The 25,147-nt window shown below is 69.6% G+C and carries 20 protein-coding genes; 5 read left to right on the top strand and 15 right to left on the bottom strand.

What is annotated here, in order from left to right; translation table 11 throughout:
- The first annotated feature begins 100 nt into the window (after window positions 1–100).
- The gene (locus LQ938_RS05050; protein ID WP_269216581.1) at window positions 101–1,399 is read left to right on the top strand and encodes an MFS transporter; all 1,299 of its coding nucleotides are present in this window, start codon (window positions 101–103) and stop codon (window positions 1,397–1,399) included.
- Window positions 1,400–1,511: 112 nt separating this feature from the next.
- Window positions 1,512–2,453, top strand: a complete 942-nt coding sequence (locus LQ938_RS05045; protein ID WP_223723404.1) for a DMT family transporter — start codon at window positions 1,512–1,514, stop codon at window positions 2,451–2,453.
- 48 nt (window positions 2,454–2,501) lie between these two features.
- On the opposite strand, the gene LQ938_RS05040 is transcribed toward LQ938_RS05045, so the two are convergent.
- From LQ938_RS05040 to LQ938_RS05020, 5 genes are all read right to left on the bottom strand, one after another.
- Entirely contained in the window at window positions 2,502–3,059 is a 558-nt protein-coding gene (locus LQ938_RS05040) for a YceI family protein (protein WP_223723403.1), read from the bottom strand.
- A gap of 161 nt (window positions 3,060–3,220) precedes the next feature.
- Entirely contained in the window at window positions 3,221–3,589 is a 369-nt protein-coding gene (locus LQ938_RS05035; RefSeq protein WP_223723402.1) for an FKBP-type peptidyl-prolyl cis-trans isomerase, read from the bottom strand.
- 165 nt (window positions 3,590–3,754) lie between these two features.
- Entirely contained in the window at window positions 3,755–5,113 is a 1,359-nt protein-coding gene (locus tag LQ938_RS05030; RefSeq protein WP_223723401.1) for an NtaA/DmoA family FMN-dependent monooxygenase, read from the bottom strand.
- The gene (gene add, locus LQ938_RS05025) at window positions 5,110–6,108 is read right to left on the bottom strand and encodes an adenosine deaminase (protein ID WP_223723400.1); all 999 of its coding nucleotides are present in this window, start codon (window positions 6,106–6,108) and stop codon (window positions 5,110–5,112) included. The genes LQ938_RS05030 and add overlap by 4 nt, the downstream gene beginning before the upstream one ends.
- A 94-nt stretch (window positions 6,109–6,202) precedes the next feature.
- Entirely contained in the window at window positions 6,203–7,426 is a 1,224-nt protein-coding gene (locus LQ938_RS05020; RefSeq protein WP_223723399.1) for a PrsW family intramembrane metalloprotease, read from the bottom strand.
- A gap of 39 nt (window positions 7,427–7,465) precedes the next feature.
- Between LQ938_RS05020 and LQ938_RS05015 the strand changes: the two genes are divergently transcribed.
- Window positions 7,466–8,329, top strand: a complete 864-nt coding sequence (locus LQ938_RS05015; RefSeq protein ID WP_223723398.1) for a fumarylacetoacetate hydrolase family protein — start codon at window positions 7,466–7,468, stop codon at window positions 8,327–8,329.
- Window positions 8,330–8,387: 58 nt separating this feature from the next.
- Here the strand turns inward: LQ938_RS05015 and LQ938_RS05010 are convergent, their stop codons facing one another.
- The 5 genes from LQ938_RS05010 to LQ938_RS04990 form a co-directional block, all read right to left on the bottom strand.
- A complete protein-coding gene (locus LQ938_RS05010; RefSeq protein WP_223723397.1) occupies window positions 8,388–8,786 on the bottom strand; it encodes a DUF4190 domain-containing protein in 399 nt (132 codons plus the stop codon).
- 89 nt (window positions 8,787–8,875) lie between these two features.
- A complete protein-coding gene (locus LQ938_RS05005; protein WP_223723396.1) occupies window positions 8,876–10,333 on the bottom strand; it encodes an aspartate ammonia-lyase in 1,458 nt (485 codons plus the stop codon).
- Between the two features lie 125 nt (window positions 10,334–10,458).
- Window positions 10,459–11,367 carry a phosphodiesterase gene (locus LQ938_RS05000; protein ID WP_223723395.1) on the bottom strand — a complete coding sequence of 303 codons (909 nt, stop codon included), beginning with the start codon at window positions 11,365–11,367 and terminating at the stop codon, window positions 10,459–10,461.
- A gap of 55 nt (window positions 11,368–11,422) precedes the next feature.
- Window positions 11,423–11,758 (bottom strand): peptidase, encoded by a 336-nt coding sequence (locus LQ938_RS04995; RefSeq protein WP_223723394.1) that lies wholly within the window; start codon window positions 11,756–11,758, stop codon window positions 11,423–11,425.
- Window positions 11,755–13,011: an inorganic phosphate transporter gene (locus LQ938_RS04990; RefSeq protein WP_223723393.1), complete on the bottom strand. Its 1,257-nt coding sequence runs from the start codon at window positions 13,009–13,011 to the stop codon at window positions 11,755–11,757. Before LQ938_RS04990 ends, LQ938_RS04995 begins: the two co-directional genes overlap by 4 nt.
- Window positions 13,012–13,218: 207 nt before the next feature.
- Between LQ938_RS04990 and LQ938_RS04985 the strand changes: the two genes are divergently transcribed.
- Window positions 13,219–14,817, top strand: a complete 1,599-nt coding sequence (locus LQ938_RS04985) for a molybdopterin-dependent oxidoreductase (RefSeq protein ID WP_223723392.1) — start codon at window positions 13,219–13,221, stop codon at window positions 14,815–14,817.
- 147 nt (window positions 14,818–14,964) lie between these two features.
- On the top strand, window positions 14,965–17,076 hold the full coding sequence (locus LQ938_RS04980) for a S9 family peptidase (RefSeq protein WP_223723391.1): 2,112 nt from the start codon (window positions 14,965–14,967) through the stop codon (window positions 17,074–17,076).
- 188 nt (window positions 17,077–17,264) lie between these two features.
- Here the strand turns inward: LQ938_RS04980 and LQ938_RS04975 are convergent, their stop codons facing one another.
- From LQ938_RS04975 to LQ938_RS04955, 5 genes are all read right to left on the bottom strand, one after another.
- Window positions 17,265–18,185 (bottom strand): hypothetical protein, encoded by a 921-nt coding sequence (locus tag LQ938_RS04975; protein ID WP_223723390.1) that lies wholly within the window; start codon window positions 18,183–18,185, stop codon window positions 17,265–17,267.
- Window positions 18,186–18,608: 423 nt separating this feature from the next.
- The gene (locus LQ938_RS04970; protein ID WP_223723389.1) at window positions 18,609–19,637 is read right to left on the bottom strand and encodes a 6-phosphofructokinase; all 1,029 of its coding nucleotides are present in this window, start codon (window positions 19,635–19,637) and stop codon (window positions 18,609–18,611) included.
- A 128-nt stretch (window positions 19,638–19,765) separates the two neighbouring features.
- On the bottom strand, window positions 19,766–21,919 hold the full coding sequence (locus tag LQ938_RS04965; RefSeq protein WP_223723388.1) for a DEAD/DEAH box helicase: 2,154 nt from the start codon (window positions 21,917–21,919) through the stop codon (window positions 19,766–19,768).
- Window positions 21,920–22,086: 167 nt separating this feature from the next.
- Window positions 22,087–22,728 carry a hypothetical protein gene (locus LQ938_RS04960; RefSeq protein WP_223723387.1) on the bottom strand — a complete coding sequence of 214 codons (642 nt, stop codon included), beginning with the start codon at window positions 22,726–22,728 and terminating at the stop codon, window positions 22,087–22,089.
- Window positions 22,729–22,799: 71 nt separating this feature from the next.
- Window positions 22,800–25,139, bottom strand: a complete 2,340-nt coding sequence (locus tag LQ938_RS04955) for a heavy metal translocating P-type ATPase (protein ID WP_223723386.1) — start codon at window positions 25,137–25,139, stop codon at window positions 22,800–22,802.
- Window positions 25,140–25,147: the final 8 nt, after the last annotated feature.

Raw genomic sequence — 25,147 nt, 5'->3', positions numbered from 1 at the left:
CAGCGAACGGACTCCCGCGGCGACCGCTCCCCGCCCCCGGCGTCCGCCGCTCGGCTACGCTCGGACGAATGCAGCCTCGCCCCCGCCCCGAGGTCCGACCGTGCGGCGGCTGAGCCGGCAACTCATCGATCTCCGCCCGCTCACCACGAGCCCTCCGTTCGCGCGGATGTGGATCGGATCGACCCTCTCCGGCCTCGGTGGGCAGATGACGATCGTCGCCGTCATGCTGCACGTGTACGCGTTGACCGCATCCGACTTCGCCGTCGCCATGGTCGCCGTCGCCGGACTCGTACCGATGGTGTTCGCCGGGCTCTACGGCGGCATGCTCGCGGATGCGTTCGACCGCCGGGTCGTGGGCCTGTCGGCCGCGTCGATCACCTTCGTGTCGACAGCGCTCCTGGCGGGCCTCGCGTGGAGCGGCAACGAGACCGTGTGGTGGCTGTACGCGCTCAGCATCGTGAACTCCGCGGCGAACTCGGTCGTCCAGGCCACCCGCTCGGCCATCACTCCCCGGCTGGTCGCCCGTGAGCTGCTGCCGGCCGCGGCCGCCCTTCAGGGCGTGACCGTCGGCATCATGGTGATGGCCGGCCCCGCTCTCGCCGGGGTGCTCGTGGCGGTCGCCGGGTACGCCTGGACCTACACGGTCGACGTCGTGCTGATGACCTCGCTGTTCCTCGGCCTCTGGACACTGCCCGCCCTCCGCCCCGAAGGCGTCGTGGTGCGGCCGGGCCTGGAATCGCTCCGCGACGGGATCGCCTTCCTCCGGCGCGCCGCCAACATCCGCCTGCAGTACATCCTCGACATCGTCGCGATGACCTTCGGACAGCCCCTGGCGTTGTTCCCCGGGATCGGCGCCGTCCTCCTCGGGGGCGGTGCCATCACGACCGGCGTCCTCACGGCTGCGGTCGCCGCGGGCGCCTTCCTGTCGAGCCTGTTCTCGGGGCCGATCGGGCGCGTCCACCACCACGGCATCGGCATCCAGCGCGCGATCCAGGTGTACGGCGCCTCGATCGCCCTGTTCGGTGCGGTGCTCGTCGGCGCACAGGCCGGCTGGTTCGTGCCGGGAACCCCGGGTGCCCCGAACGTCGTCATGATCGTCGCGGCGTGTGTCGCCCTCGTCATCTCCGGCGCATCCGACAACGTGAGCGCGATCTACCGGTCGACCATGATGCAGTCGGCCGTGCCGGATTCGATGCGCGGACGACTCCAGGGCATCTTCATCGTCGTGGTCAACGGCGGTCCGCGTCTCGGCGCCCTCTACGCCGGCAGTCTCGCAACCGTGACCGCACTCTGGTTCCCGCCCCTGATCGGCGGCGTCCTCATCATCGCCATCGTCGCCGTCCTGGTGCGGATGAGTCCCGGCTTCCGCGCCTATGACGCGCGCACCCCGGTGCCCTGACCGGCCTGCTCGCTTCGCGATCGGAGCGTTCGGGCGGCCGAATCCCGGCGGTTTCCCGCCATCGCATTCGCGCGCGGCGCGTCGTGTCGACCGCTCGGTCTACAGTCGCGGAGTGACCCACCCCTCCTCGACCCGCTCCGCTCCCGCCGTCCCCGCAGCCCCGGCCTCTGCCGCGATCACGATCCAGTTCGTGCTGACCGGGATCGTGTGGGGCTCGAGCTTCCTGTTCATGAAGATCGCCCTGGAAGGACTGTCGTCTGCGCAGGTGGTCTGGTCGCGACTCGTGCTCGGCGCGGTGACCCTCGGCCTGTTCGTGCTGGTCCGGCGGGACTCGCTCCCCCGGAACATCCGCACCTGGGGGCACATGAGCGTCCTCGCGCTCTCGTTCTACCTCGTGCCGTTCCTGCTGTTCGCCTGGGCGCAGCAGTACGTCTCGTCGGGACTGGCGAGCATCTACAACGCCACGACGCCGATCATGACGGCGGTGATGGCGTGGCTCGTCTTTCGCGTCGAGAAGCTCGGCGCGGCCCAGATCGCCGGAATCCTCGTCGGGATCCTGGGGGTCATGGTGATCATCGCGCCGTGGCAGGGCCTCGATCTCTCGCAGAGCCTGATCGCCCAACTCGCGATCCTCGGCGCGACCGCGTGCTACGGCTTCAGCCTCGCCTACATGCGCCGGTTCGCCTCGCACACGGGCATGAGCGCGCTCGTCTTCTCGTTCGTGAACATCGCGATCGCCGCGACGGTGATGCTCTTGCTGACACCCGTCGTCGCGCTCAGCCCGATCTCCCTCGACCCGGTGATCGTCGGATGCCTGCTCGTGCTCGGGTGCGTCGGCACCGGCGTCGCGTACGTCTGGAATCAGAACGTGCTCCGCGCGTGGGGACCGACGCGTGCCTCGACCGTGACCTACATCACCCCGGTGGTCGGCGTCGTCCTCGGCATCATCGTGCTCGGCGAACAGCTCGGGTGGAACGAGCCGGCCGGCGCGTTGCTCGTGTTCCTCGGCATCCTGCTCGCGCAGAACAGGCTCCGCCGCCGGCCGCGAACATGACACAGGGCGGATGCCGCAGCATCCGCCCTGTGAGAACCGATCGAACGATCAGGCCTGGATCGAGCCCTGCAGGTCGAGCTCGATGGTGACGTCCTTGCCGACGAGCACGCCGCCGGTCTCGAGGGCGGCGTTCCACGTCAGACCGAAGTCCTCGCGGTTGATGACCGTCTTCGCGGTCGCGCCCGCCTTGTAGTTGCCCCACGGGTCGGTGCCGAAGCCACCGAGCTCGAGCTCGAAGGTGACCGGCTTGGTGACGTCCTTGATGGTGAGGTTGCCGTCCACGAGGAAGTCGCCCTTCTCATAACGCACACCGGTGGAGCGGAAGGTCATGGTCGGGTACGTCTCGACGTCGAAGAAGTCGGCGGAGCGCAGGTGGCCGTCGCGGCCCTCGTCCTTGGTGTCGACTGAGGTGACGTCGACGGTCGCCTCGACCGTGGTCTCGAGCGGGTTGCTGCCCGTGACGATGGTGGCGCTCTTCACACCGAAGGAACCGCGCACCTTCGAGATCATCATGTGGCGCACCGAGAAGGTGACCTCGCTGTGCGCCGGGTCGAGCACCCAGGTGCCCGTCTTGTAACCGGGGATTTCCAACGTCGAGTCGGTCATGTTCACTCCAAGTTCGCGGCCACGCATTTCGCGGCTTCGGATCCAGTCAACGGCACGTCGTCGACATTCATTCCCTCGAATGGAAAATTCTGAGCAAATTCTCGTCGACACGACACGACGATGCCCCCGGTGCGTGGCACCGGGGGCATCGGGAGAAGGGATCAGCCGACCTGCAGCAGGTCGATGATGAAGATCAGCGTCTTTCCGCCGAGGAAGTGTCCGCCGGCCGGGCCGTAGGCCAGGTGAGGGGGGATCACGAGCTCGCGGCGACCGCCGACCTTCATGCCCGGGATGCCGTCCTGCCATCCCTGGATCAGGCCGCGCAGCGGGAACTGGATGCTCTCGCCACGACCCCAGGAGGAGTCGAACTCTTCGCCGGACTCGAACTCGACGCCGGCGTAGTGCACGGTGACGTTGTCACCGGGCTTCGCCTCGGCGCCGTCGCCGACGATGATGTCGCGGATCACGAGCTCCGACGGGGCGGGGCCGGCGGGGGCGTCGAACTCGGGCTTGGTGCGGTTCTCAGTCATGAGTCCATCCAAGCACGCGCGGCAGCGAGCCGCGCCCTCGCCCGCCGCTCACAGGGGTATTGACATGATGCGAGGCCCGGAGCATCCTGATTCCAGGTCAACTCAGCGCCCGGTAGTCACGCAGGCATCGCCGCGGCACCGGGCGCTGAGTCTTTCCTCTTTCGGCTACGACCGTGGCAGACGCGCGCCCGGAGCGTCCCGCATCCGCTCGCGCAGAGTCGGGCCGGCCGGCTCGGAGACGAGTCCCTTGGCGCGCAGCCGCGGGAGCACCAACTCGCCGAACGCGGCGACGTCGCGGGTGCCGAAGACCGGCTCGAGCAGGAACCCGTCGAGTCCGGTTTCCTCGGCCAGCCGCTCGATGCCGTCCGCGACCTCGTCGGCGTCGCCGACGAGACGGAACCCGCGCGTGCCACGGCCGCGGAGCTCTTCGAGGATCTCCCGCACGGTCGGCGCCGGCCGACCGTCCCGCGGGAGGAATCGTTCGATGTTGCTCGTGCCCATCTGCCCGACCGGCCCGCCGGCCTCGAGCACCTGTCGGAGGTCGCGATCCGGATCGAGCGTGAGCAGGTCGATGCCGGTGTTGCCCGCGTACAGCGCGGCCACCACCTGATCGGACTGCATCGCGTGGAACTCGCCCCAGAGCCGCTCGGCGCCGGCGTGGGTCTCGTCCACGATCGCGGTGAGTCCCGCCATGATCCGGATGCTGTCGGGGTCGCGTCCGGCCTCTTCGGCCAGGCGTCGGATATCCGCGACGTTCTGCGCCGTGTGTGCCGGCGTCGTGCCCTGGATGAAGACGCCCTCCGCATGCGCGGCGGCCAGAGCACGGCCCTTCGGGGAGGTGCCCGCCTGGAAGATCACCGGCGTCCGCTGCGGCGAAGGCGGTGCGCCGAAGTAGCCGCGGGAGCGGTAGTGCGTGCCCTCGAATTCGGTGCGATGGATGCGGGCGGCGTCGATGTAGATGCCGGCCTCCGCATCCGCGATCAGCGCATCGTCGTCCCAGGAGTCCTCCCAGTAGCTGCGCGCCAACGACACGTACTCGTCGGCCATCTCGTACCGGGTGTCGTGGGCGACCATCGCGGGATGCCCGAAGATCTCGGCGACCGCGTTCTGCGACGCGCCGGTCACGACGTTCCACCCGATGCGGCCCGCCGTCAGGTGGTCGAGCGTCGAGAACCGTCGAGACAGCGGCAGCGGGTGATCCATGCCGGTGGTCGCCGTCACGACGAACCCGAGCCGCTCGGTCTCACGCGCGAGCACGGGGATGAGCGTCGAGGGGTCGAGGCCGGAGAAGTTGATCGCCGCCGACAGCGAGGCGGGACTGATGTCGCCGTCCTGCATCGGGTAGCCGAATCCGTCGGCGAAGAACAGGAAGTCGAAGCCGGTACGGTCCATGACCTGAGCCATCCGTACCCAGCGCTCCGGATCGAGGTAGTCGACCGCGTCGTTCTCGGGATGGGCCCAGCTGTACGTTCCTCCGACCTGGGGCGCGTACACCTCGAACACACCGAAATGCAGATTCGTCATTCGCTCTCTCCTTCGGCCAGCCATGCCGCGATGCCGGCCTTGGCGCGGGTCTTCAGCGCGTCCGAGGCCAGCGTCGTCTCGAGGGAGCTCCAGGCGCAGTCCGCCAACTGGCGGTCGGTCAGCCCGATCGAATCGCGCGCCACGATGTACTCCTCCCCCACCCCCGGCCCGAACAGGATCGGGTCGTCGGCGTTGATCGAGCAGCGGACCCCCGCGGCGAGGAGGGCCGGCAGCGGGTGGTCGGCGAGGTCGTCGACGACATCGAGGAGGAGATTCGAGGTCGGGCACACGTCGAGGCAGATTCCGCGCTCGGCGAGCACGGCCACGAGCGCGGGGTCCTCGACGGCGCGGACCCCGTGCAGCACCCGCGCGGCGCCGAGATCATCGATCGCCTCCCACACCGATTCCGGTCCGACGAGCTCGCCGGCGTGCGGGGTCGACTGAAGACCCGCCTCGCGGGCGATGCGGAACGCTTCGACGAAGTCACGGGCCGGATAGCCGCGCTCCTCGTTGGCAAGTCCCAGCGAGACGACGCCGCGGCCGGCGCGGGACGCGGCGACCGTGGCGAGCGCGATCGCGGCGTCGAGGTCGTCGGTGCGATCGACCGTCACCATCAGCCCGACCTCGACACCGTGGCGATCTCCCGACTCGGCGGCCGCGTCGATGTGCGCGTCGAGCGCCGCTTCCAGAGACCCGAAGGCGGCGACGTAGAACTGAGGGCTGACGCCGAACTCGACGTAGACGACCCCGTCGGCCGCCGCATCCGCGACCGCTTCATCGATCAACCGGCGCAGGTGCGCGGGTTCGGCGAGAACGGCCAGGAGTCCGTCGTACATGCCGGCGAAGGCCGCGAAGCCGGCGAAGCCCGTGACGGGCGGGATGCGGACATCCATCTTCTCCGCGAGATCGGCCAGGGTGTCCGGGCGGATCGCGGCTTCCAGATGAAGGTGCAGGTGGCCTTTGGGCAGTGTCCTCGGATCACGACGTGCGGTCATGGGTTCTCCCGTGCGGTGGTGGCTGAACTGTTCGGTTCAGAATGTCTCCGACCACGGTAGCCGCCGTGTGTTTCTCGCACGTGTCGCGAACTTGTCAGAGCACGAAGAGAGCCTGTCGCGATGCCACGGCGCGCTGCAGCAGAGCCCGTTCGTCGGCGGATGCGGTGCGGTCGCGCCCCGAGATGACGCGCTGCCGGGCGGCGGCGAGCGCCGTGGCGTCGGCGATGAATCGGCGCATCACCGCGCTCTTTTCTCCCGGCAACGTGCGCGCCCACGCGAGCGCCCGGCGCCTCCCGGCCCCGGTGGCGAGCATCTCGACCTCTTCGGCGGTGAACCAACCGGCCGCGGCGTAGTCGCCGAGCCGGGCGCGGGTCAGCCGGGACTCCTCGCGTCGCAGCATCAGGATGCCGCCGATGAAGACGAGGAACAGCGGCACCTGCAGCGCCGTGTACAGCGCGAAGAAGTCGCCGAGGAGAGCCGATCCGTTCCAGAGCGCGTGCAGGATGACGGCGCCGACGAGCCCCGCGATCCAGGGCCCGATCGCGGCTCGCACCGACGCACCGCGCCGGGCCGCCAGCCCCAGCGCGAACCCGGTCACGGCGGTGAACATGACGTGCGCGAACGGGGAGAGGATGCCGCGCACGAAGAATGTGGCACTCGCGAGCTGCGGCCCGCCCTCGATCCAGGCCTGGGCGAAGTACTGGATGTTCTCCGTGAACGCGAACCCCGCCCCGATCAACCCGCCGTAGACGATGCCGTCGACGGGACCGTCGAACCACCGTCGCGCCGCGACGAAGAGGAGAAGCACACCCAGCCCCTTCGCGATCTCCTCGACGACGGGCGCCTGGATCACCGACTGCAGCACGTCGCCGATTGCGCTGGAGCTCCGTCCGATCGTGAGAAGGATCAGCAGGTCGACGCCGAGCGCGATCGCCACCGAAACGATGGCGCCCCAGCCGAGAGCGATGGCGACGAGCCCCTTCGGTTCGGGCTCCCATCGGTCGACCAGACGCAGGGCGAACAGGACTCCCGCGAGCGGCACGAGCGCCAGGATCATGCCGAGCAGCGACGCCCCGGGCCCGATGGCACGGAGGAAGTAGCCGACCAGGACGACCGCGACCAGGATCAGGACGCCGCCCAGCCACACGTAGAGCCCGACGGCCCGCCGCGGTGCCGCCGGAAGCGGCGCCTGCGCCGTCGGGGGCGGAGCGATCGGTGCCGCCACGGCCGCGGGGGGCTGCGCGAGGGCCGACGGGAACGTCGGCGGAATGAGCATCGGACGCGGGGCACCCGCGCTCGCGGGGTCGGGAAGCGTCATGGCGACAGCCTAGAGGCGCGCTCCGGGTAGCGTGGAGGAATGCGATTCGCCCATGTGACGCCGGATGGGACCCAGCAGCCTCGCCTCGTCGTTGTCGACGCAGACACGGGCCGCTTCGTCGACGATCTCTTCGACGGGGCTCCGTCGACCCTCGAACAGCTCATCGCGGGCGGCGACGACCTGCTCGAGCGCGTGCGAGACGCCGCATCCGACGGGTCCCCGTTCCCGCTCGCCGATGCGACGTTCGCCGCCGGCGTGCTGACACCTCCCGTCGTGCTCGCGATCGGACTGAACTACGCCGCGCACTCGGGCGAGCTGGGGTTGAAGACCGATAAGACCCCGACCGTCTTCGTCCTCTGGCCGAACTCGCTGTCGGCGCACGAGAGCACCACGGCGTGGCCGCGTTCGCTCAGCGAATCGGTCGACTACGAGGCCGAGCTGGGTGTCATCATCGGCGCCGCAGCGAAGAACGTCTCCCCCGAAGACGCCCTCGACCACGTCTGGGGCTACACGGTGGTCAACGACATCACCGCCCGCGACATCCAGTTCTCGGAGGCGCAGTGGTCGCGCTGCAAGTCCTTCGACGGCTTCACCCCCGTCGGGCCGTACGTCGTCACCGCCGACGAGGTTCCCGATCCGCAGGACCTGCACATCTGGGCGATCGTCGACGGGCACATGGTGCAGGATGCCTCGACCGGTCAGATGATCCGCGGCGTCGCGACCCTCGTCTCGCACCTCTCGCAGTCGGCCACGCTTCTGCCGGGCACGCTCATCTCGACCGGCAGCCCCGGCGGCGCCGGCTACTCCCGTGATCCGCAGATCTTCCTGCGCGACCGCTCGACCGTCACGGTCGGAGTCGACGGGATCGGATCGCTCACGACGCACTGCCGCATCCGGGACTGACTCCCGGAACGACGAGAAGGCGGGGTGGCTCGAGCCGCCCCGCCTTCTCGCACCTGATCTAGCCGCAGGTGACGGTGACGCCGTCGATCATCTGAGTTCCGCCGCCCATCTCGAGGCACTGGTTGTACAGGTCGGTGCCCGCCGCGATCAATCCGCCGATGAGAATCACCGCGACGATGATGCCGACGATCCCCAGCACGATGCTGATGATGATGGCCCAGACCGCCGGGGTGTTCTTGACGCCCGCCTTGCGACTCTGCACGAGGGCGATGATGCCGAGGATCAGCGCGATCAGCTGCACGAAGAACGCGAGGATGAGGGCGACGATGCCGAGCGTCTTGCCGGGGACGGCGGCGCCCGGTTCGGGGGCACCGCCCACGGGAGCACCGGCGGGCGGCGGCGCCGCCGGGTAGGCGGACGGGGGCGGGGTGTACGGCGTGCCGGACGGGTCGGTCATCGTTCCTCCTGGTGGTGGCGGTGAATTCTCCGAACGTAGCGGCTGGCTTTCCCGGCGGGCGAACTTCATCGCCGGGTTGACAACGGCCCTCAGCGTGCGGGCAGATCGGGGTCGATGATCGGGATGGCGGCCGTGATCGCCTCCAGCCCCGACAGGCGCGCGGGGGAAAGCTGCTTTATCACTTCCTCCCGCGACATCAGTCCCGCCTCCACCACGAGATCGGCGACGCTCCGGTGCGTGAGCAGTGCCGTCTTCGCGAGCGCCGCGGCGGCCGCGTACCCGATGAAGGGCGTCAGTGCGGTGATCACCCCGACGGAGGAGCCGACCATCGAGCCGAGCCGATCGCGATTGGCCGTGATGCCCTCGACGCAGTTGACGCGTAGCGTCCACATCGCCTGCCGCATCCAGGTGATGGACTGGAAGATCGAGTGGGCGATGACCGGCTCGAACGCGTTCAACTGCAGCTGCCCGCCCTCCACCGCCATCGTGACGGTCATGTCGGCTCCCGCCACCGCGAAGGCCACCTGGTTCACGACCTCGGGGATCACCGGGTTCACCTTGCCGGGCATGATGCTCGACCCCGCCTGCCGTGCCGGCAGGTTGATCTCCCCGAACCCCGCCTGCGGTCCGCTGGAGAGGAGCCGGAGGTCGTTGCAGATCTTCGACAGCTTGATCGCGTTCCGCTTCAGCGACGACGAGAACGACATGAAGGAGCCCGTGTCGCTGGTGGATTCCACTAGGTCGGCCGCCGTCTCGAGGTCGAGCCCCGAGATCTCCCGCAGGTGATGCGCGACGGCCGGCGCGTAATCGGCGTGGGTCGTGATCCCGGTCCCGATCGCCGTCGCGCCCATGTTGATCTCGTGCAGGAGCGACGCGTTCTCGCGCAGACGCATGAGGTCTGCCTCCAGCGTCGAGGCGAACCCGTGGAACTCCTGGCCCAGGGTCATCGGCACCGCATCCTGCAGCTGCGTGCGGCCCACCTTCAGGACGTCGTGGAACTCCACGGCCTTCGCGAGGAATGCCCGCCGGAGAAGTTCGAGCTCGTCGAGGAGCGTGAGCAGCGACAGCGACAGCCCGACCTTTATCGCCGTCGGGTACACGTCGTTGGTCGACTGGCTGCGGTTCGTGTGGTCGATGGGCGAGAGGAAGGCGTAATCGCCTTTCTCTCGTCCGGCGAGTTCGAGCGCGACGTTGGTGATGACCTCGTTGGCGTTCATGTTGGTGGAGGTACCGGCTCCGCCCTGAATGACGCCGACGACGAACTGATCGTGGAAATCACCGTCGATGATGCACTGCGCGGCGCGATCGATCAGGTCGGCGCGGGCGGGGTCGATGACCCCGATGCCGCGGTTCGCGCGCGCCGACGCTTGCTTCACCATCGCGAGGGCGGTGATGAGTTCGGGATACACCGAGATGGGTCGCTTCGAGATCGGGAAGTTCTCCAGAGCGCGCGCCGTGTGGATGCCCCAGTAGGCGTCTTCGGGGATCTCGAGAGTGCCGAGCGAGTCGGTTTCGGTACGGGTACGCGTCGTCGCGTCCGATTCCATGCGTTGTCCTTGCCGTCGAGGAGAGGGGGTTCGTCCGGGTGTTCCGAGCCTAACCGGCGGCCTGTGCGAGGAGACTGGACGGCTCGTACAGATGCGCCGGCACGACCGCCACTTCGTACAGTGGGTCAGGCTGGCTTGCGCGAGAACGCCTCGAGACGCCCTTCCGGCGTGAGCGCCGCCATCCGCGCCACGAACTCCGGGCCGAAGAAATCGGCCGTGTCCGCGTCGACCACGGGCACGACGGCGTGGGTGATCGTGTGGTCGTAGACGTGCACGAGGTGGAAGGACTGGCCCGCATCCATGCCGTTGACGGCGTCGGCGGGGCGGGCCAGATCCATCGTGTAACAGGTCGCGGACGCGACGCTCACCGGGATTCCGGCGAAGGTTCCGGATGTCGAATAGTGCAGGTGCCCGGCGAGGATCGCGCGCACGTCCGTGCCCGCGATGACCGCGGCCAGGCGACTCTGCTCGCGGAGCTCGAGGATGTCGAAGAACGGCACGTGGCTCGGCAGCGGCGGATGATGCAGCGCGAGGATCGTGCCGAGCGCGGCGGGTTCGGCGAGGACGTCTGCGAGCCACGCGAGCTGCGCGTCATCGAGATCGCCGTGATGCCAGCCGGGCACGGTCGAGTCGAGCGCGATCAGACGCAGCCCGCCGAGATCGTGCACCGCGGTGATCGGCGACGTGTCGGGCTGGTCGTCGAGCAGGCCGACCCGCAGGGGCGCACGCTCGTCGTGATTGCCGGCGACCCAGATCACGGGCGCGCCGATCCGTGCCGCGACCGGCTCGACCGCGCGACGGAGCGCGGCGTACGCCTCCGGTTCACCGAGATCGGTGAGGTCCCCCGTGAACACGATGGCATCGGGCGCGGCGTCGAGCCGTTCGATCGCGGCGAGCGTGCGCCGGAGGTTCTCGCCCGTGTCGTAGCGGCCGCCGAGCGGCCGATTGCCGGCGAGGAAATGCGTGTCGCTGACGTGCACGATCGTGCGGAGCGCGGGCGGGTACTGCCCGAAGGGCTCGGATGCGGCGGCCATGCGTTCAGCCTACGACCGGGCGCCGACGGCGGTCAGGGCCGACTCGACGCGAACGTCAGAGGCCGACCACGATGAGGAGCAGACCGCTGAGGACCGCGATCGCGCACACGGCGAAGGCCGCCACGGCCGCGGCGAGCGCGAGACGCTTCTGACCCGCGGTGAGGGGGCTCCGCTTCGCGGCCTTCGCGGCGGCTTTCGCCGCTCGCGCCCGCTGCTTTTCGGACTTCACCGTGATGGCGTCGGTGAACTCCGCGGGCGCGACGACCGGCGAGCGACCGGCACGCACCAGCATCCGAAGTCCGAGCGCGTACGATCCCACCACCACGACGGCCGCGATGAGCGCCGCCGCGAACACCTGGACGAACGCCCACCAGTCGATCTCGACACTCATCGGTTGCGCTCCTCGTCGTGTGCGCGGGCATCGGGCGTGTCGGCGCGCTCCTGCCGTTCGGTCGCCGCGCGGCGCTGGCCCCGGGTGGGCGGCGGTGTGCGGGTGACCTTCACCGCGCGTCCGGAATCGGCGACTTCGCTCATCGCGTTGGCCGCGCTCACGCGGTCCCGCCGCGAGCGCAGGAAGATCGCCAGCACGATGACAACCGCCAAGACCGCGTCGATGAAGATGCCCCAGTTGCCGAGCCACGCCACGAGGAGCGCCGCGGCGGCGCCGACCAGGGCCGCCGCCGGGAGAGTCAGCAGCCAGCCGGTCGTGATCCGACCGACCGTGCGCCACCGCACGGTCGACCCGCGGCGGCCGAGACCGGACCCGATGACCGACCCGGACGCGACCTGCGTCGTGGAGAGGGCGAAACCGAGCGCGCTGGAGGCGAGGATGGTGGCCGCCGTCGAGGTCTCCGCCGAGAACCCCTGTGCCGGCTTGACGTCGGTGAGCCCCCTACCGAGAGTGCGGATGATGCGCCACCCGCCCATGTAGGTGCCGAGGGCGATCGTGAACGCGCACGCGAGAATCACCCACAGCTGCGGATCCGCCCGGGCGGGGTCCTGCCATCCAGCCATGATCAGCGCGAGCGTGATCACGCCCATGGTCTTCTGCGCGTCGTTCGTCCCGTGCGCGAGAGCGACGAGGGACGACGAGAAGATCTGCCCCCACCGGAATCCGTCGCGTCCGTCGGGACGCCCGTCATTGCGGCGGGTGACGGCGTACGCGATCTTGGTGACGGCGAAGGCGATCAGACCCGCCGTGAACGGCGCGATCAGCGCCGGCAGGATGACCTTGCTCAGCACGACCCCGAAGTCGATTGCGAGCACACCGACGCCGACGACCGTGGCGCCGATGAGGCCGCCGAACAGGGCGTGGGACGAACTCGATGGCAGTCCGAGCAACCAGGTCAGCATGTTCCATGTGATGGCGCCGATCAGGCCGGCGAAGATCAGCGGAAGAAACTCACTCGGGGTGATCTGGTCTTCGCGGATGATGCCGTGCGAGATGGTCTTCGAAACCTCGGTCGACAGGAATGCTCCGACGAGGTTGAGACCGGCGGCGAGGAGCACCGCCACCTTCGGTTTCAACGCCCCGGTGGCGATCGGCGTCGCCATCGCGTTCGCGGTGTCGTGGAAGCCGTTGGTGAAGTCGAAGAAGAGAGCCAGGACGACGACGAGGACGACGATCAGTGCTGCGGTTTCCACCGTTCGCTTTCGGTTCGAGGAAGACGAGGACGAACCGAGACGATCGGCGGCGCGAACGAAGAGTTCACCTGTGGTTCAGCATCCGTTTACCGGGCCACCCGAAATCCTGACACCGGGCCGCGCTCGGGTCAACTCGCCGCCATCCAATACCGTGTCCGCGCCGAACAACTAGTGCCCGAGCGTCCGTTCGCGCAGGAGGAGATACCCATGAGCGCCACTCCGAAAGCGCGCTGGCTGTTGTGGAGCGCCCTGTCGGGCGTCATCTCGGCCGCCATGTTCTTGGCCGTTGCCGAACTCACCGCGCTCATCGCCGTCCGCGGCGCGAGCCCGCTGGAGGCGGTCGGGGCGTTCGTGATCGACATCGTCCCGCAGCCGGTCAAGGAGTTCGCGATCGCGACGTTCGGCGAGTCCGACAAGATCGTGCTGCTCGCCAGCCTCGGCCTCGCCGCCGTGATCGGCGCGGCCATCGCCGGCACCCTCGAGTACCTCAAGCCGCCGCTCGGTGTCGTGCTGTTCGGTGCGGTCACGATCGCCACCGCGGCCGCCCTCGTCACCCGTGCTGCGGCCGGCCCGCTGAACGCCCTCCCCGCTCTCACGGGCGGGATCGCGGCCGTCGTCCTGCTGCGCTTCCTCGTTCGGGCGCTCCGCCGCTGGCGGGATGCCCGGGTGGCGCGCACGGCGGCGACCACTCCCGCAACCGCAGGCGACGCCGCATCCGGAACCGCGCCGGGCGCACTGCCGGGTCGTCGCGCCTTCCTCACGCTCGCCCTGGTCAGCACGGTCGCCGCGGCGGTGGTGGGCACCGGCTCCCGCATCATCAACGGGGCCACTTCGTCGATCGCCTCCATCCGCGACGCGCTCCGGCTGCCGTCGCCGCGGTCACGGGTCACGATCCCCGCCGGCGCCGAACTCGATGTTCCCGGGATATCGCCGCTGTACACGCCCAACGCGGACTTCTACCGCGTCGACACCGCGCTGACGGTGCCGCAGATCGACCCGTCGACCTGGCGCCTCGTGATCGACGGGATGGTGGACCAGCGCATCGAGCTCTCGTTCGACGATCTCGTCGCCCGTGGCCTCGACGAGTACTCCGTCACCCTCACCTGCGTCTCCAACGAGGTCGGCGGCGGCCTGGTCGGCAACGCGATCTGGCAGGGCATCCCGGTACGTGATCTGCTCGCGCTCGCCGGCCCCGCATCCGACGCCGACATGGTGCTCTCGCGGAGCTTCGACGGCTTCACCGCGAGCACGCCGCTCGAGTCCCTCACCGACGACAACCTCGATGCGATTCTCGCCGTCGCGATGAACGGCGAGCCCCTCCCCCTGCAGCACGGGTTCCCCGTGCGGATGGTGGTCCCGGGACTCTACGGTTACGTGTCGGCGACGAAGTGGCTGACCCAGCTGACCGTCACCCGGTTCGATCGGGACGAGGCCTACTGGACCCCGCGCGGCTACAGCGACAAGGCACCCATCAAGATGTCGTCGCGCATCGACACCCCGCGTGTCGACCAGCCCGCGACCGCCGGAACCCTCGCCCTCGCCGGCGTCGCCTGGGCTCAGCCCATCGGCATCGGCAAGGTCGAGGTCAAGATCGACGACGCCGACTGGCAGGAAGCGACCCTGTCGAGCCCCGTCAGCACGAACTCGTGGGTGCAGTGGATGCTGCCCTGGGAGGCGGCCGCAGGGGTCTACACCGTGACGGTCCGCGCATACGACCTCGACGGCAACCAGCAGGTCGAAGACCGTGCCGCCATCGCACCCAACGGCTCCAGCGGCTGGCAGCGATCGCTCATCACCGTGCGCTGACCCGCACGGCCGCTCACGGCGCTCGTCTGCTCGGCCTGATCGGCCTGCTCGCCCTGCTCGCGCTGTTCGCGCTGTTCGGCCTGCCGGCCCTGCTCGCCCTGAGCGGAACGACGGGCGGGCGGGCGTCATCGCCGTTAGCGTGGAACGGTGACCGACACCGCCGCATCCGCCCGTCCGCCCGTCGCCGCCCGAGACCCGCGTCCTCGCCGTCACCACGGTGACGAGTTCGCGGATCCGTACGAATGGATGCGGGCCAAGGATGACGCGCGCGTCACCGCGCACCTCGAGGCCGAGAACGCGTACACCGACGCACGCACCGCGCATCTGGAGCCGCTGCGCGAGCAGATCTTCCAGGAGATCAAGGGCCGCACCCGCGAGACCGATCTGTCGGTGCCGACCCGTCGCGGCGACTGGTGGTACTTCTCGCGCACGGTCGAGGGCCAGCAGTACGGCATCCACTGCCGCGCCCCCATCGCCGACCCGACGAACTGGACGCCGCCCGAGCCGACAGAGGGCGAGACGCTTCCCGGCGAGCAGGTCCTGCTCGACGGCAACCTCGAAGCCGACGGAGAGGAGTTCTTCTCCCTCGGCACGTTCGAGGTCTCGAACGACGCACGACTGCTGCTCTACGGCGTCGACACCGACGGCGACGAGCGGTACACCCTGCGCGTGCGGAACCTCGACACGGGTGAAACCCTCCCCGACGTCATCGATGGGACGTTCGCCGGGGCGTCGCTCTCCCCCGACGGCCGGTTCATCGTCTACTCGACCGTCGACGACGCGTGGCGGCCCGACACCGTGTGGCTGCACGAACTCGGCACACCCACCGCATCCGATCAGAAGCTCTTCCACGAACCCGACGAGAAGTACTGGGTCGGGGCGGGCTTCACCCGCAGCGATCGGTTCCTCGTCATCGGCCTCGGATCGTCGATCACGTCGGAGGAATGGCTCGTCCCCGCCGACGATCTGCGGGCCGAGCCCCGCGTCGTCTGGCCGCGCCAGGAGGGGGTGGAGTACGACTCGGAGCACGCGATCGTGGACGGCGAGGACGTGCTGTACATCCTGCACAACGACGGGGCCCTCGATTTCGAGCTCGTTCGCGTTCCGGCATCCGACCCCCGCGCGTCGCGCGAGATCGTCATCGCCCACCAGCCCGGTCAGCGCCTGCTCGGCGTCTCGACGTTCCGCGACTGGGGCGTCGTCGGGTACCGTCGCGACGGCATCGCGCGGATCGGGATGCTGGACTACGCGACCTCCGACGTGCGGGAGATCGCCTTCGACGAGCCGCTGTACTCGGTCGGCACGGCGGGCAATCCCGAGTGGGCTCCGCCCCTCCTGCGTCTCGGCTACGGGTCGTTCGTGACGCCCTCGACCGTGTACGACTACGACCCCGCCACGGGAGACCTGCAGCTGCGCAAGCAGCAGCCGGTGCTCGGCGGGTACGACGCCGCGGACTACGCCCAGGCCCGCGTCTGGGCCACCGCCCACGACGGCGTCCGCATCCCGATCTCGCTCGTCTGGAAGCGCTCGTTCGGCGAGGTGGGCGAGAGCCCCCGGCCCGTGCACCTCTACGGATACGGCTCGTACGAGCACTCGATCGAGCCCGCTTTCTCGATCGCGCGGTTGTCGGAGCTCGATCGCGGTGTCGTCTTCGCCGTCGCTCACGTGCGCGGCGGGGGCGAAATGGGCCGCCAGTGGTACGAGGACGGCAAGCTGCTCGCCAAGCGCAACACGTTCACCGACTTCGTCGACTGCGCACGGCACCTCGTCGACGGCGGATACACGACGCCCGCGACGCTCGTCGCGGAGGGCGGATCGGCCGGCGGATTGCTCATGGGTGCGGTCGCGAACCTCGCCCCGGAGCTGTTCGCCGGGATCGTCGCCGACGTCCCCTTCGTCGACGCGCTGACCACGATCCTCGATCCGTCGCTGCCGCTGACGGTGATCGAATGGGACGAGTGGGGCGACCCGCTGCACGACCCCGAGGTCTACGCGTACATGAAGTCGTACTCGCCGTACGAGAACGTGCGCGATGGCGTCGCCTACCCTCGCATCCTGGCCGTCACCTCGTTCAACGACACCCGCGTCCTCTACGTGGAACCGGCGAAGTGGGTCGCCCGCCTGCGCGACGTCGGCGCCGATGCGCTGCTCAAGTGCGAGATGGTCGCCGGTCACGGCGGCGTGAGCGGCCGGTACAACGCCTGGCGCGAGCGCGCATTCGAGCTGGCCTGGCTGCTGGACGTGCTCGACCTGGCCTGAGCCCGCCGCGGCGGGTGGGTGGGTGCGGGCGGGGGTGGGTGCGGGCGGGTGCGCTGCATCCGCCTCTCCCCCCCCCATGTCCCACTTTTTGCACTCCGTGTCCCACTTTTTGCCGTTATGAGCGGCTCATAGCGGCGAAAAGTGGGACATGGTGAGGCCGAGATCTCCTCCGCTCAGAGACATTCCGACTAGTGCCCGGGGCGCCATCCCGCATCGACGAGCGCGCGGCGCACCTTTGCGACGGCGAGCTGTGCGCCGCCGCTCATGTGGTGATTCATCACTCTCACGTGCTGCCAGCCTTGGGCGCGTACCCGATCCCATCTGTCGGAATCCTTCGCGAACTGCGACGAATCCATCTCGTGCACGCGGCCGTCGTACTCCGCCGCCACCCTCCAGCGAGGGAAGGCGAGGTCCAGCTCGGCCACGGCGCGCGCCGCCCGATCGCGGAGCACCCAATTGACTTCGGGGACAGGAAGGCCGCCGCGCACGAGAACGAGGCGCAATTTGGTCTCACGCGCTGACCGCACCCCGACCCTGATCTCTGACAACGCGCGCGAGAGAAGCCTCGACCGCAGGTCCCCCATGACCTCGATCTCCTCGGCGAGCTCTGCGATAGAAGCCAGGGGACGAGCGCCGGACACCAGATAGTCTCCGGCGGCGATCAAGTCATCGAGCCGCCACGTCGTACCGGCCTGGCGCCAGGCGCGAACGGGGTGTTCGACGGGGAGGCCTCTGATGCCTGCCTGAGTGGCCGGCTCGCGCAATTGAAGCCGATGGCCGCGGATGCCGGGCACCCGGGGCTCTCGGGTCGGTCGGTGTGCCGAGACGTGCAGCTCGGGGCGGTACGGCCACTCCGGCATCGGCGCACCGTATAAACCCAGCGCCGTTTCATGGCTGAAGAACTGCCAGTCCGCGAGGCGCGGGGCATACTCGGCGCATCGCTCGGAAAGCGAGGTTCCCACAGGGTCGACGATCCGTGCGCGGATGCCCGAGTAGGGCGCTCGGAGGTCGCTCCGCCGCACCCGCGCCCACCCGAGCCCGCGTTCCCGCGCATCGGTGACGGAGAAGTACGACGGCAGGTCGGACGGCAGCTCTTCCGGAGTGCGCATCGACACACCGTGCCCGATGTGGGATCTCCGGCCGCGCGCGCGAGGCAGATCCGGGACGGATTCAGCGACCGGTTCGACTGTGGAGGATCAGTCAAACCACGGAGTCTTCTGCATCCGTGTCCCACTTTTTGCCGCTATGACGGTCACTTAGCCGCAAGAAGTGGGACATGAACAGCGAAAAGTGGGACATGCCACCGCTGGAGGGGAAGCGTCAGCACGCGGCAGCAGCAACAGAGCCGGATGCGGATGCGGCCGGCGGATGCGCACGGCAGATACGGATGCGGCCGGCGGATGCGCACGGCAGATGCGGATGCGGAATGCGGATGCGGCCGGTGGACGCGCCCGGCGAATGCGGCCGGCGGATGCGCCCGGCAGATGCGGATGCGTCCGGCGGATGCCGCCAGCGCCGGCGGGCGGCGGGGCTCAGCCGAAGAGGGCCGCGGCTTCTTCGTAGCGGTACAGCGGCACGGTGTTGAGCTCGCCGAGCGCTTCTGCGAACGGCACCCGCACGATGTCGGTGCCGCGCATGGCCACCATCTGACCCCACGCGCCCTCGATGACCGCGTCCGCGGCGTGCAGCCCGAGCCGGGTGGCGAGCACGCGGTCGAAGCCGGACGGCGAACCGCCGCGCTGGATGTGACCGAGGACGGTCGCGCGCGTCTCGATGCCGGTGATCCGCTCGATCTCGGGCGCCAGCACCTCGCTGATGCCGCCCAGACGCGGGCGGTTGAACGCATCCAGACCCTTGTCGCTGAACGCCTCGTCCATGCCGGTGAGCGTGAAGCCCTCCGAGACCACGACGAGCGGTGCGCGGCCACGATCGTGCGCGCGGGAGACCTGCGAGACGATCTCGTCGATCGACATCGGCACCTCGGGGATGCAGATCACGTGCGCGCCGGCGGCGACGCCCGCGTGCAGCGCGATCCAGCCGACGTGGCGGCCCATGACCTCGGCGACCATGCAGCGCTGGTGCGAGTCTCCGGTCGTGCGGAGCCGGTCCATCGCGTCGGTCGCGATGTTCACCGCGGTGTCGAACCCAAAGGAGTAGTCGGTCGCGCGCAGATCGTTGTCGATCGTCTTCGGCACACCGAGCACGTTGATGCCGTCGTTCGCGAGACGGTTGGCCGCCGCGAGGGTGCCCTCACCGCCGATCGCGATGATGCCGTCGATCCGGTGCCGTTCGAGGGTCTTCGCGATGTTCTCGGCGCCGCCGCGGGGACCCTCGTAGGGGTTCGTGCGGCTGGTGCCGAGGATCGTGCCGCCGACCTTCGACAGACCCTTCACCTCGTGCCGGGTGAGCGGGAAGAAGTCGGCGTCGACGAGACCGCGCCATCCGTCGCGGATGCCCACGAATTCGAGGTCGTAGGTGGTCGTGCCCTTGAGGATCACACCGCGGATGACCGCGTTGAGTCCGGGGCAGTCGCCGCCGCTGGTGAGGATGCCGATCTTCATGCTGGAGTCCCTGCTTCCGGGTGTAGCTTCTCCGTGGAATGGGGCGACGCTGCCTCCCCGACACTATCGCGCCGGAGCGCTCCGGCGCACCCGGACCCTCCCGGAAGAAATACCGGGAGGGCGTCGGATCAGCCGCCGAGGGCGACGCGGGTGAGGTGCATGAGCGCCGACAGTTGCACGGAATCGCTCGTGCCCGGTTCGACGACCTGACCGTCCAGCGCGCGCAGCGAGAGTCCCTGCTTCGCGTCGATGAGCTCCGCGATCTTCGTGTCGATCGTGTGCGCGGCGATGATGCGCCACGCGGTCACCGGCTCACCCTGACCGATGCGGTGCACGCGGTCGATGGCCTGGGTCTGCTCGGCAGCCGTCCAGGAGAGTTCCGCGAGGACCACGTTCGACGCCGCTTGCATGTTGACTCCGACACCGGCCGCCGTGAGCGAGCACACCGCGATCGCCACGCTGGGATCCGAATTGAACGCGTCGATCGCGTCCTGCCTGACCGCCGTCGTCTGGTCTCCGCGCAGCGAAACGGTCTTCAGCCCGGATGCGGCGAAGTGCGCCTCCGCAGCATCCATGACGTCGATGTGCTTGGCGAAGAAGACGACCTTGCCCACCGAGCGCTGCAGCTGCACGGCGTAGTCGGCGGCGAGGTGCGCCTTCGCCTGACCGATGCGTCGCACCATTGAGAAGACGTTCTCGCTTCCGGATGCGGCGCTCTTGGACTCGTCGAGTTCGTGCTGCGAAACGAGGCGCACGATGTCTTCGTCGAGCTCGCCGGCAGCGAGCCCGCGGTCGCCGCGGGCCTCGAGGATGCGGCGGTACTTCGCGGCCAGCCGGTCGCCGAGCTCCCGCTCGGCCTGGCGGATCGATCGACCGAACTCGTCGTCGAGCTCCACCGGAAGGTCGGCGATGAGCTTATCGGGCAGGTCGGCGGCGACGTCGGTCTTGCGACGTCGCACGATTCCCATCGAGATGACCGCGCTGCGTGCTTCGGGGTAGAACGACTTGTCGGCCGGCGTGAGTCCGGTCGCGTCGAGCTTCTCCATCAGCTCGAGACCGGGCTTCTCGCCGTTCGTCCAGCCGAGGAAGCGCCAGATCGCGTCGAAGTCCTCGACGTCGTTGATCAGCGGCGTCCCGGTCAGCGCGAGCAGCAGCGGGTTCCGCAGGCGGTCGCGGATCTGCGCCGCCAGCGCCAGCACGTTGCGCGATCGCTGCGAGGTGAGGTTCTTGATGAAGTGCGCCTCGTCGACGACCATTCCGCGCAGCCCGAGTGAGCTCAGCCAGGTCAAATGCCGGTCGAGGACCTCGTAGTTCACGATGAACACGTCGGCGAATGCGTCGATGTTCTCGCCGTCGCCCTGGATGACCGTGGCACGTCGCTGGGGAGTCCACCGCTCGACCTCGCGCGCCCAGTTCATCTTCACGACGTTCGGCACGACGACCAGAAGCGGGTAGGCCCCGGCAACGGATGCGGCCAGCACCGACTCCGCGGTCTTTCCGAGGCCCGGCTCATCGGCGAGCAGGAAGCTCCGGTGCCCCTCGCGAACGGCTTCGAGGAACCGCGACTGGTGCGGCATGACCTCGAGCCCCTTGGGCGAGAGCCGGTCGTACTCGGGGACGGGCGGCAGCTCCATCGTGGCTGCGCCTCCGCCGGCACCGGTCTCGAACGCTTTGTACAGGGGCCCCATCAGCTCCCAACCGTCGAGCCGACGCCGCGGTGTCTGAGCGGGAGCGTGCGGGCTGAGGTCGGGCGCGAGGAACGGGTTCGACAGCTGACGCGCCTCGAACTGCGGCGGGATCACCTGACGTGCGGAGCTGGAAGCAGAGACGACCGGCGCGGCGGCGGGAGCCGCATCCGTGATGATGAGCTCGTCCGGCGCCAGCTCGGCACCCGATTCGATCAGCCAGTCCCGGCGCATCCGCTTGGCCACGGGCGACGTCGCCTGATCGACCTCGAGCAGCTGGATGAGCGAGGTGTCGCGCGCCGCCGTCTTGGCGAGGATCGTCGCGACACCGTCGAGCCGCTTGAGCAGCTCGGCGCGGACGCCGTCGGTGAGCTCGGTGTCGGACTTCACCCGCGCGCGCTCCTCGCGTACGAGGAAGGCGATCACCTGGAACTTCACCCGGTTGGTGGGGCCGAGCTTGCCGCGCTGCGACTTCGCCTCGACCTCGCGCACCTTGCGGGCGAGGATCGGGATGACGGGTGCATCCTCGTCACGGCGGGGGGACGAGGTCTTCCTGCGTCGCTGCGCGGAGTGCGCGGCGGAAGCCGTAGTCGGCATGCTCCTCCTGAGCGTCGGGTCCGAACGGACCAGCGACCGGTGGTCAGAGTCCCGCGGGCGGCTCGGTGCCGGAACGGACGCGGGGAGATCGATTTGCGTGCGACACGATGCACGACCGGAACGATCGAGTGCAGTTTACGCCATTCCCCGCCCCGTGGCGGCACGAGTCATCCCCAGAGCGTCGCGGCGATGTCTTCCGTGTATCCCTGCGGCGGCAGGCCCACCCAGGCCGTCGACACCCAGCCGTTGCCGCGCAGGAAGTGGGCTTCGCCCTCGGCTGCGGACTGCGACCCGGCGGCGGCCGAAGAGCAGAGAATACCGCCGTCGACATCGGTGCACGGCAAACCGTTCGTGGCCAGCAGATCCTGCACACGCGGCACGTCCTCGGACGCGAGGATCGTCACCGTGGTCGACAGGCTGCTCGCGCCGCCGGTTCCCCACGTGCAGTGCAGGGTGGGGACGCCCGAGTCGATCAGACCGCCCGCCGCCTCGATCCGCGTCGACGCGAACGTGACCGCGGAGTCGTTCAGCGGCGGGACGTCGGCGTCGAGCGTGGCGCGCATGGCATCGGAGTACAGCGCGTCACAGGAACCCGGCAGGGAGATCTCGAGTGCCTGCGGGCGGTCGCTCGCGGGCGCGGACGGTTCGGGTGTCTCCGCCGGCGTGCTCGTCGCCGACGAACTCGGCGAGCTCGTCGGGGTCGCGGTGGTCGCCGACGGTTCGGGCACGCAGGCTGCGAGCGCGAAGGCCGCGGCGGCGACCGCGGTCACGGCCAGCAGGGTGCGGGTTCGGGGACGGAAGGTCGTCACGGATGCCTCCGGAAGTCGGTGTGATCCGACCCTAACCGCCGCCCCCGACGTGGCGAGCCAGGCGCGCGGCGTCAGCCCGCGCGCCGCAACCGCAGGCTGTTCAGCACCACGAACACGCTCGAGAACGCCATCGCCGCGCCCGCGATCATCGGGTTCAGAAGCCCCAGCGCGGCCAGCGGCAACGCCGCGACGTTGTAAGCGAAGGCCCAGAACAGGTTCTGCCGGATCGTGCGCATGACGCGGCGGCTGAGCCGCACCGCGACGACCGCCTGGCCGGGCCGGGACCCCGTCAGGGTGATGTCGCTCGCGTGGCGCGCCGCATCCGTTCCCCCACCCATCGCGATCCCGAGATCCGCGGTCGCCAGCGCCGCGGAGTCGTTGACGCCGTCGCCGATCATCGCGACCCGGCGGCCCACGCCGCGGAGCCTCTCGATCTCGGCCACCTTCCCTTCGGGGGTGACGCCGGCGACGACCTCGTCGATTCCCGCCTCGGCGGCGATGCGCTCGGCGATCGACGCGGTGTCGCCGGTGACCAGACGCACCCGGATGCCGGCGGCCCGGAGGCCGGCGACCGCATCCGCCGCATCCGGTCGCAGAGTGTCGGAGACGATGAACACGGCCCGGGCACGCATCGGCTCGTCGGCGGCGTCCCAGCCCGCGATGACGGCGGTGCCGTCGGCCGCGTGATCGCGGAGAGCGGCGGTCAACGCGAACGGCAGGATCACACCCTGCGCCGTCGCGAAGGCGAGGTTTCCCGCGAACGCGCGGCGCCCCTCCACCACGCCGGTGACGCCCCGTCCGGGCTCCGCGCGGAAGTCCTCGACGCGCGGAGCGTCGGCGACGGCGAGGGCACGGGCGACCGGATGTTCGGACCGCGCCTCCAGCGCTCCGACGATCCGGCGTGCCTGCTGCTCGTCTCCGCCCGGCGCCGTCACAACCGCGGCGAGCGCCATCCGGCCCTCGGTGAGGGTTCCCGTCTTGTCGAAGACGACCGTGTCGATGCGGTCCGCGTTCTCGAGCGCGTCGGGTCCGGTGATCAGGACGCCGAGCTGCGCACCGCGCCCCGTGCCGACCAGAACGGCGATCGGGGTGGCCAGGCCCAGGGCGCACGGGCAGGCGATGATGAGCACCGCGACCGCGGCGGTGAATCCGTCGGCCGGCGAGAAGCCGAGAGCCATCCACCCGACGAACGTCAGGACGGCCAGCGCGATGACGATCGGCACGAAGACGCCGGAGATTCGATCGGCGAGCCGCTGCACGCGACTCTTGCCGAGCTGGGCGTTCTCGACCAGACGCGCGATCGCCGCGAGACGGGTGTCCGCCCCGACGGCGGTCGCTCGCACCGTGATCGCGCCGTCGCGGGCGATCGTGCCGCCGGTCACGGTGGACCCCGGGCTCGCCTGCGCGGGCACGGACTCACCCGTCAGCATGCTCTCGTCGACGGCCGCGCGCCCCTCGATGACGACGCCGTCGGTGGCGATCGCCTCCCCCGGACGCGCGACGAACTCATCGCCGACGCGCAGCTCGGCCAGCGGCACGACGCGACCGTCGGCGCGCAGCACCTCGGTCGCGACGAGCTCGCCGAGGGCACGCAGCGCGGCGCCGGCGCGGCGCCGGGAACGCTGCTCGATGAAGCGGCCGAGCAGGAGGAAGACGGTGACGGCCGCCGCCACTTCGAAGTAGACGAGGGACGTCGCATCGTGCACCCGGCCGAACAGGGCGACCTCGTGGGTCACCCCGATCGTTCCGGCCGAACCGAAGAGGAGCGCCCACAGGCTCCAGCCGAATGCCGCGCCGGTTCCGAGGGTGATGAGGGTGTCCATGGTCAGCGCGCCGTGGCGGAGATTCGCGAACGTGGCGCGATGGAACGGCCACCCGCCCCACGCGACGATCGGAGCGGTGAGCACGAGCGACACCCACTGCCATCCTGCGAACTGCCAGGCCGGCACCATCCCGAGCGCGACGACCGGCACGGCGAGGACGATACTCACGATCAGACGCGTCCGCAGACTCGTCGTTCCGGGCGCATCCTCGACATCGTGCACGTGACCGCCGTGGTCGTGCTGGCCGTCATCATCGGCCCGCACCGCGTGCTCGTGAGCGCTGTGGTCATGAGCGCTGTGGTCATGAGCGCTGTGGTCATGGGCGCCGTGGTCGCTGTGGTCGTGCGCCGGCGGCGTCGCCGATCGCACCCGCGCGGTGTATCCGGCCTCGGCGACCGCGGAGACGAGCCGGGCAGGTTCTACGTCGTCGGGGAACGACACCCGAGCGGTCTCGGTGGCGAGGTTCACCGCTGCCGAGACGCCGTCAACGGCCTGCAGCCGCTTCTCGACACGCGCCACACAGCTCGCGCACGTCATGCCCTGGATCTCGAGGACCGCCTCTCGGCCGCCCATCGGGTGTTCGCTCATCGACATCT

Origin of the sequence: Microbacterium sp. cx-55, from assembly GCF_021117345.1 — a bacterium.
Classification (GTDB): Bacteria; Actinomycetota; Actinomycetes; order Actinomycetales; family Microbacteriaceae; genus Microbacterium.
Note: the sequence above shows the minus strand (reverse complement) of the source record. Positions and strands in the feature narration are given on the sequence as shown.

What these genes read in the sequence shown, in the direction of transcription:
- LQ938_RS05040 (WP_223723403.1), bottom strand. Translation starts at nt 3,059, where the DNA reads ATGACCGACTCGACGTTGGAAATCCCCGGTTACAAGACGGGCACCTGG.
- LQ938_RS05035 (WP_223723402.1), bottom strand. Translation starts at nt 3,589, where the DNA reads ATGACTGAGAACCGCACCAAGCCCGAGTTCGACGCCCCCGCCGGCCCC.
- LQ938_RS05030 (WP_223723401.1), bottom strand. Translation starts at nt 5,113, where the DNA reads ATGACGAATCTGCATTTCGGTGTGTTCGAGGTGTACGCGCCCCAGGTC.
- add (WP_223723400.1), bottom strand. Translation starts at nt 6,108, where the DNA reads ATGACCGCACGTCGTGATCCGAGGACACTGCCCAAAGGCCACCTGCAC.
- LQ938_RS05020 (WP_223723399.1), bottom strand. Translation starts at nt 7,426, where the DNA reads ATGACGCTTCCCGACCCCGCGAGCGCGGGTGCCCCGCGTCCGATGCTC.
- LQ938_RS05015 (WP_223723398.1), top strand. Translation starts at nt 7,466, where the DNA reads ATGCGATTCGCCCATGTGACGCCGGATGGGACCCAGCAGCCTCGCCTC.
- LQ938_RS05010 (WP_223723397.1), bottom strand. Translation starts at nt 8,786, where the DNA reads ATGACCGACCCGTCCGGCACGCCGTACACCCCGCCCCCGTCCGCCTAC.
- LQ938_RS05005 (WP_223723396.1), bottom strand. Translation starts at nt 10,333, where the DNA reads ATGGAATCGGACGCGACGACGCGTACCCGTACCGAAACCGACTCGCTC.
- LQ938_RS05000 (WP_223723395.1), bottom strand. Translation starts at nt 11,367, where the DNA reads ATGGCCGCCGCATCCGAGCCCTTCGGGCAGTACCCGCCCGCGCTCCGC.
- LQ938_RS04995 (WP_223723394.1), bottom strand. Translation starts at nt 11,758, where the DNA reads ATGAGTGTCGAGATCGACTGGTGGGCGTTCGTCCAGGTGTTCGCGGCG.
- LQ938_RS04985 (WP_223723392.1), top strand. Translation starts at nt 13,219, where the DNA reads ATGAGCGCCACTCCGAAAGCGCGCTGGCTGTTGTGGAGCGCCCTGTCG.
- LQ938_RS04975 (WP_223723390.1), bottom strand. Translation starts at nt 18,185, where the DNA reads ATGCGCACTCCGGAAGAGCTGCCGTCCGACCTGCCGTCGTACTTCTCC.
- LQ938_RS04970 (WP_223723389.1), bottom strand. Translation starts at nt 19,637, where the DNA reads ATGAAGATCGGCATCCTCACCAGCGGCGGCGACTGCCCCGGACTCAAC.
- LQ938_RS04965 (WP_223723388.1), bottom strand. Translation starts at nt 21,919, where the DNA reads ATGCCGACTACGGCTTCCGCCGCGCACTCCGCGCAGCGACGCAGGAAG.
- LQ938_RS04955 (WP_223723386.1), bottom strand. Translation starts at nt 25,139, where the DNA reads ATGAGCGAACACCCGATGGGCGGCCGAGAGGCGGTCCTCGAGATCCAG.